The organism is Microcoleus sp. AT3-D2 (assembly GCF_036705715.1).
In the GTDB taxonomy this organism is placed as follows: Bacteria; Cyanobacteriota; Cyanobacteriia; order Cyanobacteriales; family Microcoleaceae; genus Microcoleus.
Genome location: NZ_JAUBVE010000008.1, coordinates 36802 through 49481, shown reverse-complemented (window position 1 = coordinate 49481; position 12680 = coordinate 36802). Strand labels below are relative to the sequence as shown.

Here is a 12680-nt window from a genome sequence, read left to right as displayed (position 1 = left end):
AAATGGTAGAAGCCGGAGGCTTGACCGAAAGAGAGGATACTATAAGTCCAGGACGCACGGGTAGTCAGAAACCGGGTATTTTCATAGCAATAGTTCATTATAGCCCGCCGAAACGAGCAAAAACTAGGTTGCGAGGCGTCGTCCATGCGTCCTGGATTGTACTAGAAACCTGCTACCTGAGAATCTTGAGACTCTCACCAGTGCCAGGTCTAGTTATAAAAAACAACTAAACTGTCTGTGTGTAGTAGTCTAAATGATGGTAGTGGATGCTTCTAGGCATCTGTAAACCCTCTCACAGCTAGTGGCTCAAGGATATACATACGGGTTTTGCAGGGTTCCCGGCTGATGGCGCTAAAAACTCTGCATTTTTGACGGGGAATGTAGTCCCCGTCTCGTGTTCCTCTTTGGACTAAAGTCACAAAGTTTCTATACTTCCCATATTTATTTATGAAAACCGTTCTGATTGTAGAGGACGATTTGGTTAATGCTCGGGTTTTTTCCAAAATTCTGACTAAGCGGGGGGGCTTAGCCGTGAAGCACACGGAAAATGTTGAAGAGGTGATGCAGATTGCTGCCAACGGCGAAGCTGATTTGATTTTAATGGATGTGTCTCTTTCGCGCAGCGTGTACCAAGGCAAATCTGTTGACGGCATTAAGATTACTCAACTGCTCAAAGCTGACCCGCAAACGGCCTCGCTGCCGATTATTTTGGTGACTGCTCACGCGATGGCTGGTGATAAAGAAACATTTCTGGATCAAAGCGGTGCCGACGGTTACATCTCTAAACCTGTGGTAGACCATCAAGAGTTTGTTAATCAAATCAAGGCATTGCTGCCTGATTGAGTGAACCATAAATGCAGAAGGAATAAGAAGGAAGAAGTAAAAAGGAAGAAGGAAGAAAGAATTGTTTGTTTGAACTAACAAACAATTAAAACTCTAGAATTACAAAGTTTGCTTAAACTCTGAATCTTCCTTCTTCCTTCTTCCTTTGAATGTCCCGATTACACAATGCTATGAGTTCAGACTTTGAATTAGTGAGGGAAAATTTGAGATTTTTTAACTCATGAAATCGAAGTGTGCGTTGCGGCGAGGAACCAAATTATCCTCAGCGAGCGCAACGCTGTTCACTCATTCATGCAATCTCAAAACTATGATTACTCTTCGTCCTCATCGAAGTCAAAACCGATATCATCGTCATCATCGTCAACATCCGGTCCCAAGGCATCATCCTCAGTCTCAGCGACAAAATCGTCGTCATCAACCTCAACTTCCTCAAAATCCTCATCAGGCTCAAGATCAGACGGGCGCCCGATCTCAAAACCGCTCTCGATCGTATAAGCACGGCGCGCCGATCGGTCATCAAGTACCACATCCTCCTGTAAATCGTGGATGTCGTCATCAAACACAGCACCATCAAAACCCGCATCCTGAACCCCAGCATCCTCATAGGCATTGAACCCAGTACCCGCAGGAATCAGGCGACCGATAATCACATTTTCCTTGAGCCCGCGCAGCCAGTCAGACTTACCTTCGATCGCAGCCTCAGTCAACACCCGCGTAGTCTCCTGGAACGAAGCAGCAGAAATAAAGCTATCAGTATTCAGCGAAGCCTTAGTAATCCCCAGCAACACCGGAGTATAATCCGCCGGCGCTCCACCAGTAATTGACATCGCCTCATTCACCTGCTCAACCTGCCGCAATTCTACCAACTCGCCGGGGAGCATAGTAGTATCGCCGCCATCTTCCATCCTGACTTTGTTGGTCATCTGGCGGACAATCACCTCGATGTGCTTGTCAGAAATATCCACACCCTGAGACTGATAAACCGACTGCACCTCATTCACCAAAAACGTCTGCACCTGTTGGAAACTCTCCAAGGCAGCCTCAAAAGTAGACTGTCGCTCCTTGAGCACGTGGAAGAACACCTCCAGAATTTCGTGAGGGTTAGCAGGCCCGTCGGTCAAAGCTTCGGCGACGCCTACGCGCTGTCCGTCGGAAACGATCGGGTTTTGACCAGGCAACAAAGGATACTCCTCAATCCGGCCATCATCCTCAATTACCGCAAGTTCCACAACATCGTCATCCGTAACCACGCGAGCCGTCCCCGGCCGCTTGGCTAAAATACAGGCCTCCTTCGGCTTCCGCCCTTCCAGAAGTTCTTCAATCCGTGGCAAACCCTGAATAATATCCCCAGTTTTTGCCCGCTCAAACACCAGAATCACCAAATTGTCACCCCGCTGCACCAAGTCGCCGTCGTCTACGTGCAGCACCGCACCGGCCGAAACCCGGTAAGGACGAGCCACCCTGAGCAAGAGTTTCGCCGATTCTGTCTCCGACGCAGGTACAACCTTCACAACTTGGCCGGACTCTTCGAGAACAACCCCCGGAGCTATTTCGGTACCGGCTACCAGCAGTTGACCCGGACTCACATCCGGCGTACCCGCCACAGAGATCGAAATAGAATCCGCATCTCGCATCACCAACAGTCGGCGCACTGGTTCGCCATGCCCCTCACGGATGCCTCGAACGATACCCGCTTCTTTGCAGAGAATCTCGGTGCGAGCGACTACTGCCCCGGGCGCGATCGACTGCCCATCTTCGACCAACAGCCGCGTGTGAGTGCTGCCCTGAGTCGGATCAGCAGACACATCCCGCCGAATCACTAGCGATTCCAAAATGACTAGCTGCAAGCGGAAAGTCTTGGAAACTCGATCGCCCCCATCAGCCACAGCCACCGCCAACTCTTGCGACGCACTAACGTCTTCAGGCGAACCCCAAGCCGGGCCCGAACCGTCCGCCCCAAAAGCCATAGCATCATCCTCATCCGGCAGTAGCTCGATATCTGCCGCCAGTTGCGGAGCTCCCGAACCAATTTCCAAAATAAGCTGAGTCCGTAGCAGTTCCAATCCCTCGACAGACTTGACGCGCTCCCCATCCTTATAAGGGAGTCGCTGCACCGCTTTCAAAGAGATCGACTCATTCAGCGCTGTCTGAGAAGGCACCGGCGGCTTATCCGGGACTGGAAATTCCACCACAGGCCGCAGCAACAAAGCCGGGCCCTCGGGAGTTTCGATATACTCGGCATAGCCCAACTCTTCGGCAACCAAGCCTGGGAAAATTTCTTGACCGGCGTTGACGATTTGACCTTCCCCAAATGTTAGCGGCGGGCGGTCAACTACATGGAGTGTGCCCGGTTTGATCACAATTTCCCGGAGGATGTCATTTTTCTGAGTGATTTCCACTGCCCCGCTGGTTTGGCAGAAAATATCCTTAACGACTTCTGTACCGGCCTCTACGTACTGACCATCTTCCACCAGCAGCAGAGAAATATCCTTATTCACCTCGTGGCACTCTTCCGCTATCCAGAGCAGAGTCCCCCCCTTCACGACTTCGTAGCCAAGTTTAGCTTTGCCGCGCTTGTGGACTTCCACCCCGCCGTACTTGACAATGCCCCCTGTAGCTGTGCGGTAGCTGTCGTCGAGTAGTTCCGCCACCACTTCCCCGTTAATCACTTTGCTCCCAGGAGCAGTCTTCAGGGAAAACCGCTGCTTAGAAGAGGTTTCGATCGTGTAGTGGTCGCGGCCGCCTGCGCTTTCGGCCCGCACGACTGCTTGGTCGAGCAGGACTTGGGCGGTGATAATTTCAATTTCTCTGGGGTCAGCGATGCGGACTACGCCACCGTGTTCGGAGACGAGTTTAGTTTCGGCAATCACGCTTTCGGCCGGAATGCGATCGCCATTTTTCACTGCCGGTTCCGCGCCTGGGGGCAAGTTGTAGACTTCTCCTGAGAGAATCCAAATCAGCCCGCCTTTGCTGGCTGTGCGGGTTGTGTTCCCTTGGCGGTCGGTTTTTTCTTCTGGCACCAAATCAGCAAACTTCGCTTCTCCGGCTAAGTCGGAAGCCACGTCTGTAGTGACTTTTTCAGTGGTTTTGCGGGCGGCGCGACCGACGATCGGCACTTCTGCCAAAACTTGACCGGGAATGGCGCGCTGTCCGTCTTTGACCATCAGAGTAGAACCCTGGACGATCGCCAATTCGATTTTCAGTTTTTGATTTTTGGCGCCGGATTTCCCTTCTTCAAAGCCGTCGCCTTCAAATACAAGTTTGCCGTTGTTTTCTGCCACCAGTGCTTCTTCGCCGTGTCTGGTGCGGAACGAGCGAGTACGCAAGTTCTTGAATTTCACCACGCCGGGGAAGGGGGCGCGTTCTTGTTTCGCGACTTCTCCGGTGAATACGCCGCCTGTGTGGAAGGTACGCATGGTGAGCTGGGTTCCCGGTTCCCCGATCGACTGAGCTGCAATAATCCCGATCGCTTCTCCCATGTCCACCATTTTCAAGTGGGCGAGACTCCAGCCATAGCAGTGCTGACAAACCGATCGGGTAGATTCACAAGTCAGGGGCGATCGTAAATACACCTCTGCCACCCCAGCGTTACCAATTTCCGTCGCCAACTCATCGGTAATTGGCTGATTTCGGACGGCTTTTTCGTCGCCGTAGGCCACGATTTCCCCGGTTTTGGGGTGCACCGCATCTCTAGCCAACACCCGCCCTAGCAGCCTGTCCTTGAGGGGAATCAGCACTGTTGCTCCGTCCGTCATCGGCCGTACTCGAATTCCCCGCTGAGTACCGCAGTCCACTTCCCGCACAATTACGTCTTGGGACACATCCACCAAACGACGAGTCAAATAGCCAGAGTCTGCCGTCCGCAACGCTGTATCTACCAAGCCTTTGCGCGCGCCGTAGGAAGAGATGATGTATTCGGTGACGGTGAGTCCTTCGCGGAAGTTGGTTTTAATTGGCAAGTCGATGATTTCGCCTTGGGGGTCAGCCATCAATCCGCGCATTCCGACTAGCTGTCGCACTTGAGAAATGTTTCCCCGCGCCCCGGAGAATGCCATCATGTAGACCGAGTTTAGGGGGTCTGTGGCTCGGAAGTTTTTGACTACTTCGTCTTTGAGGTCTTCTGATGTGCTGTTCCAGGTATCGATTACTTTTTGGAAGCGTTCGACTTCGGTGATTTCGCCTCTGGTGTATTTTTGTTCGGTGATGCGGATTTCTTCTTCGGCTGCATCTAGGAGCGATCGTTTTGAGGGGGGAACCTGCAAATCGTCTACGCTGATCGAAACTCCCGCTCGTGTCGCAAACCGGAAACCCAAGTCTTTGAGTTTATCGGCCATTTGCGCTGTACGGGCCGTTCCGTAGTGCATAAAAGACCAAGAGATTAACTTTTTGAGCTGACCCTTGTCAACAACTCGATTGCGAAAAACAATTTCCTTATTTTCTGTCATCTTTCTGAGTAGTAGTAATTGGTAATTGGTAACGAGAGTATCTCAATGAAAGCAGCCAAGCTAGAAATTGGAGGCAGGAGGCAGAGGGCAGTAGTGCGTAGGTTGGGTTGAGGAACGAAACCCAACATTTCACCCCACCCAACATTTCGCCACAATTTTCCTTAACTGAACCGTATTGATTGGTAATTAGTAAGTAGTAATGTGTAATTTTTCTAGTTTCAATCACTATTTGTTAGCGATTACTTGTCAGTTATTACCCCTTACCCCTTACCCCTTACCTCCTACGCATTACCTCCTAATTATTAATCACCGATTCGATCGTTTGGTGATAGATAATCCTACCCGGAGTAGTGCGAATGAACTGATTGATCACCTTCCCCTCCCCATCTTCCCGAACCCGGCGGAACTTGTATTCCTTGGTCACTATACCGTCCGTAGAACGTTCCACCTTCAGCGGTTCTCCTTCAGGTTCTGTGTTTTCTATAGCACCTTGAAACCTCACCCACACATAAGAGTGCAAGTCAACCACCCCTTGTTCATAAGCTACAACCGCATCGGTGAGGTTGGAGAAATAGTGACCTGCTCCTTTTTGAGCGTCAGGATTTTCGGCTGTCAAGTAATAGCAACCGAGAACCATATCTTGAGAAGGAGTAACGATCGGTCTTCCTGTTGCCGGCGACATAATATTGTTAGAAGCCAGCATCAGCAAGCGCGCTTCCGCCTGAGATTCCAGAGACAAAGGCACGTGCACGGCCATTTGGTCGCCGTCAAAGTCAGCGTTAAAAGCCGGACAGACTAGCGGGTGAAGCTGAATTGCCCTCCCGTCCACCAAAATCGGCTCAAAGGCTTGAATCCCCAAACGGTGGAGGGTCGGCGCCCGGTTTAGCATTACCGGGTGTCCTTCAATCACCTCCTGAAGCACGTCCCAAACGCTGGGATCGTTGCGCTGGATCAGTTTTTTGGCAGCTTTGATGTTGTTGACCAATCCTTGGCGGATCAAGCGGTGGATGACGAAAGGCTGGAAAAGTTCGATCGCCATTTCCCTCGGCAAACCGCACTGATGAATTTTCAGTTTCGGCCCCACCACAATCACCGAACGCCCAGAGTAGTCAACCCGTTTCCCCAGCAAGTTTTGCCGGAAGCGACCTTGTTTCCCTTCAATAATGTCCGACAGCGACTTCAGCGGGCGGTTGTTTGCCCCCACAACTGTCCGGCCCCGGCGACCGTTGTCAATCAGCGCATCCACAGCTTCTTGCAGCATCCGCTTTTCGTTGCGGATGATAATCTCCGGCGCCAGAATTTCTTGCAGTCTCGCCAAGCGGTTGTTGCGGTTGATTACTCTCCGGTAAAGGTCGTTGAGGTCGCTCGTTGCAAAACGCCCGCCGTCTAGCTGCACCATCGGCCGCAAGTCGGGGGGAATCACCGGAATCACATTGAGCACCATCCAATCGGGTTGAGAGCCCGTAGCGATGAAGTTGTCAATTACCCGCAAGCGTTTAATTAACTTTGCCCGTTTTTGACCTTTAGCATTAGCAATATCTTCCCGCAACTTTTCCGCTTCACTTTCTAGCGGAATGTTTTGCAGCAAAACTTGCAAAGCTTCAGCACCTATGCCTACTTCTACACCTGTGAGTGTGGAATCTTCGCTGTAAAGTTCGTCTTCTATTTCCAGCCAAGCATCTTCCGTGAGCAATTGCTTGTATTGCAGCTTCTCTGCATTACCTGCATTTAGGACAACGTAGGCATTGAAATAGACGATTTGTTCGACATCTCGCAGCGGCATATCTAACAGAATTGCCATGTAACTCGGGATGCCTTTGAGATACCAAACGTGAGCTACTGGAGCTGCTAATTTGATAAAACCCATGCGATGGCGGCGGACGCGAGATTCAGTTACTTCAACACCGCATCTTTCGCAAACAATCCCTCTATGGCGAACTCGTTTGTACTTCCCACAATGACATTCCCAATCTTTTGCAGGCCCAAAAATGCGCTCGCAAAACAAGCCGTCCATTTCGGGTTTTAATGTCCGGTAATTTATTGTTTCTGGTTTTGTCACCTCGCCGGTTATCTGACCGTTGGGTAAAGTTCTCTCTCCCCACTGTCGAATTCTTTCTGGTGAAGCTAACCCTATCTTGACGTAATCAAAGCGTTGTTCTATTTTAGCCATTTTGACTCCAATTGATGATTTACAGTCGATTATTTGTGGTAATTTATCTTTTTTTTTGGCTTGTTTTGCGGCTTAAATCAATTTTATTCTCCTCTATATGTGACATTCCTTTTGATATCAGAAATGACATTTCTGGATACCCCCAATTCCTGAGCAATTTTAGCAATGGATTCTCCGGCTTGAATTCGTTCTCGGATCTCAATAGCTTGAGCAAAAGTTAGCTTGCGTTCGAGATGTCCACCCATGCGGGGAACTGGAACCTCTTGACCTTCTTCTTTCCAAGTGACGTGATATTTAATATCGTGTATGGTTTTGCGGCCGACACTGTATTCCTGTGCTACATCCTTCATCCTCTCTCCTGCTGCTAGCTTTTGTCGAATTTCTCGCACCTTTTCCCAATCTAATTTGGCATTGGAAAGAGGATGACTTTTTCCTTGAGTGCGTCCTTTCTTAGAAGCATCTAACAAATTTTGAGTGCGAGTACCAGCCCAAAGGTGTTCTGGATTGATGCAACTGGGATTGTCGCAGCTATGACAAGCATCTATTGAAGTGGGAATTTCACATCCTAATTTCTCTGCTAAAACAGCACGAGTGACTGATTTCGATTTCCCATTTTTAAAGTACCTGCCATAGCCTTGACCGTCCTTTGAGCCTTGAAAAATGATGCAGCCGTTGTCTTGAATTTCTCCTAAAAAACCTGGCGAAACTGTAGTGAAGTTATCGGGAATATTTGTTTGAAGTATCTTAGTAATAGTTTCATGTTGTACTCCATACTCTTTTGCTAGGTGGTTCTTGATGGTTCCAGATAAATATTTAGTCTGAATTTCCCGTAGTTGTGCGATCGACAATATGCCAATACCGGGAATACTTTTGCGTCTGGGAGTTTTGCGATCGCGCCCAATCATCTGCCCGGTATTCTCAGCAGCAGTACCTACTACCAGATGTGCCGGGTTGATGCAGCTTCGATTGTCGCAGGTATGGCAACCAAAATAACCGGAACCGAGGAATCCTGCTATTTTTGATTCGAGGACTAAACGGTGGACTAATACTGTTTTGCCATCGATCCACTTGCGCCCGTAACCGTTGCCAAACTTGCTCCCTTGCCAATTAATACAGCCCGTCGCCCGGTCAACTTCTCCTTGAATTCCTGGGACAACTGTTACAATATTCATGTTCAGCGTCTCTCCTGTTTAGAGCGTTGATTCGCCTCAGCAGTGTTCGTACCACTGCTGAGGCATTTTAATTTGAGATTGCCGATTAAAGATTAAAGAATTGAATGCTGTCAAAAAATCTTTAATCTTTAATCTTTAATCTTTAATGCCTAATCCTCGTCAAGTTCGTCACGAGAAAGGGATTCGTAAGTAGGCCGGGAGGGCGATCGCTTGCCTCCAGCATCCGCCATCAAATCCACCTCAACGTGTTCACTGCCCTCGTCGGACGTATTCACCTTGTGCACGGCAATATCCAAGCACAAAGATTGCAACTCCCGCATCAGCACCTTGAAAGATTCCGGCGTACCGGGGCGCGGAATAGCTTTGCCTTTGACGATCGCATTCAGCGCTTCATTCCGTCCCTGCATATCGTCGGACTTGACAGTCAGCAACTCTTGCAAAGTATAAGCTGCGCCGAACGCTTCCAGAGCCCAGACTTCCATTTCTCCGAACCGCTGACCCCCCTGCTGCGCTTTGCCGCCCAAAGGCTGCTGCGTTACCAGCGAGTAAGGGCCTGTGCTGCGGGCGTGGATCTTATCGTCTACCAAGTGAACCAGTTTCAGCATATAGGCGATGCCGACTGTGATCGGGCGATCGAACGGTTCACCAGTTCTGCCATCGTAGACAATAGTCTTGCCGGGGTGCTTTTCATTAAACACCCAAGGTTTGCCTGTTTTTTCCCGGGCTTCTTGCAGCTTGCCGTGTACGGTTTCCCGCGACTTTTCGGCGCCGTGCATTTCATCAAAAGGCACCATCTTGAACCGCATCGATAGATTTTCGCCGGCCCATCCCAGCAAGCACTCAAAAATCTGACCTACGTTCATCCGCGACGGTACGCCCAAGGGATTGAGAACTATGTCCACGGGAGTTCCGTCGGGTAAGTAGGGCATATCCTCCATCGGCAGAATCCGGGAGACGATGCCTTTATTCCCGTGGCGGCCGGCCATTTTGTCGCCGACTTGAATTTTGCGCTTTTGAGCTACGTAGACGCGGACGACCATGTTGGCGCCGGGGGGCAGTTCGTCGCCCTGTTCGCGGGTGAAAACCCGCACGTCTACCACGCGGCCTTTTTCGCCGTTGGGGACGCGGAGAGAGTTGTCGCGCACGTCGCGGGCTTTTTCGCCGAAGATTGCCCTCAGCAGTTTTTCTTCCGGCGGTTGGTCGGATTCGCCTTTGGGGGTGACTTTGCCTACCAAAATATCGCTGGCTTCTACCCAAGCACCTTTGCGGATGATGCCCTGTTCGTCTAGCTGGCGCAGCGCGTCTTCGCCGACGTTAGGAATTTCGCGGGTGATTTCTTCGGGGCCGAGTTTGGTTTGGCGGGCTTCGATTTCGTACTTCTCAATGTGGATCGAAGTGTAGACATCTTCGTACACCAAACGCTCGCTAATGAGCATGGCGTCTTCGTAGTTGTAGCCTTCCCAAGGCATATAAGCTACGAGGATGTTGTGACCCAGAGCGAGTTCTGCTCCTTCGGTGGAGGAACCGTCGGCGAGCACTTGACCTGCTACGACACGATCGCCCTCATAAATCAAAGGACGCTGATTTAAGCAAGTATCCTGGTTAGAACGCTGATATTTTTGCAGTTCGTGTTCGATGCACCCAGCATATTTTTGCTTCCAAACCGATGGCTGTTTGACTTTGAGTTCGTCGTATTCCCGAATCAGGAAATGTTCTTCGCTGGAATTAGATTCGGCATCCTCCGCCAGGGGTTTGACAATAATCCGAGTAGCGTCGATGTAAATCACCTCGCCGTTAATCCGGGAAACCACCACCATCCCGGAATCTCGCGCCGCCTGAGCTTCCAAGCCCGTACCGACGAGGGGCCGTTCTGGTTTCAGTAGCGGCACAGCTTGCCGCTGCATATTTGAACCCATCAGTGCTCGGTTGGCGTCGTCGTGTTCCAGGAATGGAATCAGGGATGTCGCGACGGAGACGATTTGCACGGGCGAAATCGCCATGTAGTCCACCTGCATGGGTGTGGTGGTGGTAAATTCTTGGCGGTAGCGGACGGCTACGGTTTCGCCTAAGAGGTTGTTGTTTTCGTCGAGGCTGATGTCTCCGGGGGCGACGCGCAAATCGTCTTCTTCATCGGCTGTCATGTAGACGGGGGCTTTGTCGCGCAGCACCTGTCCTTTTTCTACTGGATAGAAAGGGGTTTCGATGAAGCCGTAGGGGTTGACGCGGGCGTGGGTTGCTAAGGAACCGATCAGACCTGCGTTGGGGCCTTCTGGTGTTTCGATCGGGCAAATCCGGCCGTAGTGCGACGGGTGAATGTCCCGCACTGCAAACCCGGCGCGTTCCCGAGTCAGACCTCCTGGACCTAATGCCGAAAGCCGGCGCTTGTGCGTCAGTTCTGCTAGGGGGTTGGTTTGATCCATGAACTGGGATAGCTGGGAGGAACCGAAGAATTCCTTGATTGCTGCTACCAGCGGTTTGGGGTTGACCAGAGATGCGGGGCTGAGGGAGTCGGCATCGGAGACGGTCATTCTTTCGCGGATGATCCGTTCTAAGCGGTTGAGGCCGACGCGCACTTGGTTTTGCAGCAGTTCTCCGACGCTGCGGACGCGACGGTTGCCTAAGTGGTCGATGTCATCGGTGGACCCGATGTCGAATTCGAGGTTTATTAGGTAGTCGATCGCTGTCAAGATATCTTGCGATGTCAGCACCCGCGTGGTATCGGGGACTGTCAAGCGCAATTTTTTGTTGAGTTTGTAGCGGCCGACTCGGCCCAAATCGTAGCGTTTGGGGTCGAAAAAGCGCGAGTTGAGGAGCTGTTCGCCGCCGGCCACGGTGGGGGGTTCCCCTGGACGGAGTTTGCGGTAGAGCTCCATCAAAGCTTCTTCTTCGCCGAATTGTCCTTCTTTCTCGATCGTCTTTTGGAAGTATTCCGGATGCCGCAGGGAGTCGTAGATTTCGCCGTCTGTAAGTCCGAGGGCTTTGAGCAGCACCTGAGCCGATAGTTTGCGGGTTTTGTCGATTCTGACCCAGACTAAATCGTTTTTGTCTGTCTCGAACTTAAGCCACGCGCCACGGTTAGGGATGAGCGAGGCGTTATAGGAACGGCGACCGTTTTTGTCGGTTTCCGATTTGTAGTACACGCCTGGGGAACGCACGATTTGGTTAACAATCACGCGTTCGGCGCCGTTGATGATGAAAGTGCCGCGCTCGGTCATCAAGGGCAAATCCCCGATGAATACTTCTTGTTCTTTGATTTCCCCTGTTTCTTTGTTAATCAGGCGGGTTGGGACGTACATTTGCACCGAGTAGGTGCTGTCCCTGCGCTTGGCTTCGTCCACATCATATTTGGGGCGCTTGAGTTTGAAGTCTTTGCCCATGAAGTGGAGTTCCAGCTTGCCCGTGTAGTCTGTAATCGGGGAGAAGCTGTCGAGTTCTTCGATCAGCCCGGCTTCTAGAAACCAGCGAAAACTTGCCCGCTGGATTTCGATCAAATCGGGCAAGGTGAAGGCGAATTCTGTGTAATCTTTAGTGGTCATGGGGGTCCTTTTTCCGCAGTGGCTCTAGCTTTTTACATGGCGCCAAGGCTGGGCTTTTTTACCTTGTTGCGTTTTTTTGATGGATTGTGTGAGAGAATTTATATGATGTTTTCGATCGCCTGCCAACTGCTGCAACGGTTATTTTTGCTGGTGGCTCGCAGTATTTTTTTGCGGATTTTAGTTTCGATCGAGATGCTTTTAGCTCTGATCTCGTGGTATCCCGGGGTGAATTCCCTACACTTTTGACTCCTAAAATTGACTTGACAGCTATTGCCAAATTGCTGAGGTTCCAAGTTTCTTCTGATGTGTAAGTTTGAGTGTGTAAGTTTGAGGTATTGCGTGAAGTTTTGACCGAACCCGAAGGTTAGCGTACTCGCGTTGTGTTGGCAGTTCCTGGGCGACATCGCAGTCGCGGATAGTAAGCCAACGCCCGATCGGTCGGTTCTTTTTATTATAGGACGCAAATCCGATCGCAACAGGCAACGCCAAAAGAATCTCCAATAAAGGATGAATC

The 12680-nt window shown here is 50.8% G+C and carries 6 protein-coding genes; 2 read left to right on the top strand and 4 right to left on the bottom strand.

From position 1 onward, the window contains the following. The first annotated feature begins 447 nt into the window (after positions 1-447). Positions 448-843, top strand: a complete 396-nt coding sequence (locus QUB44_RS05495; protein WP_006632892.1) for a response regulator — start codon at positions 448-450, stop codon at positions 841-843. A gap of 311 nt (positions 844-1154) precedes the next feature. Here QUB44_RS05495 and QUB44_RS05490 read toward each other — a convergent pair whose 3' ends face one another. The 4 genes from QUB44_RS05490 to rpoB form a co-directional block, all read right to left on the bottom strand. Next, positions 1155-5288, bottom strand: coding sequence for a DNA-directed RNA polymerase subunit beta'' (locus QUB44_RS05490; RefSeq protein ID WP_333364118.1), 4134 nt, complete (start codon positions 5286-5288; stop codon positions 1155-1157). A gap of 295 nt (positions 5289-5583) precedes the next feature. Then, entirely contained in the window at positions 5584-7458 is a 1875-nt protein-coding gene (locus tag QUB44_RS05485) for a DNA-directed RNA polymerase subunit gamma (RefSeq protein WP_333142354.1), read from the bottom strand. 83 nt (positions 7459-7541) lie between these two features. Next, complete coding sequence (locus QUB44_RS05480; RefSeq protein WP_333364116.1) at positions 7542-8630, bottom strand: HNH endonuclease; 1089 nt, start codon at positions 8628-8630, stop codon at positions 7542-7544. 149 nt (positions 8631-8779) lie between these two features. Then, positions 8780-12166 (bottom strand): DNA-directed RNA polymerase subunit beta, encoded by a 3387-nt coding sequence (rpoB, locus tag QUB44_RS05475; RefSeq protein WP_333364112.1) that lies wholly within the window; start codon positions 12164-12166, stop codon positions 8780-8782. Positions 12167-12268: 102 nt separating this feature from the next. Here rpoB and QUB44_RS05470 point away from each other — a divergent pair, with 102 nt between their 5' ends. Continuing rightward, positions 12269-12412 (top strand): hypothetical protein, encoded by a 144-nt coding sequence (locus tag QUB44_RS05470; RefSeq protein ID WP_333364110.1) that lies wholly within the window; start codon positions 12269-12271, stop codon positions 12410-12412. The last annotated feature ends 268 nt before the right edge of the window (positions 12413-12680 follow it).

Bases quoted from the DNA above. Each gene is read 5' to 3' on its own strand.
- QUB44_RS05495 (WP_006632892.1), top strand. From the start codon at position 448: ATGAAAACCGTTCTGATTGTAGAGGACGATTTGGTTAATGCTCGGGTT.
- QUB44_RS05490 (WP_333364118.1), bottom strand. From the start codon at position 5,288: ATGACAGAAAATAAGGAAATTGTTTTTCGCAATCGAGTTGTTGACAAG.
- QUB44_RS05485 (WP_333142354.1), bottom strand. From the start codon at position 7,458: ATGGCTAAAATAGAACAACGCTTTGATTACGTCAAGATAGGGTTAGCT.
- QUB44_RS05480 (WP_333364116.1), bottom strand. From the start codon at position 8,630: ATGAATATTGTAACAGTTGTCCCAGGAATTCAAGGAGAAGTTGACCGG.
- rpoB (WP_333364112.1), bottom strand. From the start codon at position 12,166: ATGACCACTAAAGATTACACAGAATTCGCCTTCACCTTGCCCGATTTG.
- QUB44_RS05470 (WP_333364110.1), top strand. From the start codon at position 12,269: ATGATGTTTTCGATCGCCTGCCAACTGCTGCAACGGTTATTTTTGCTG.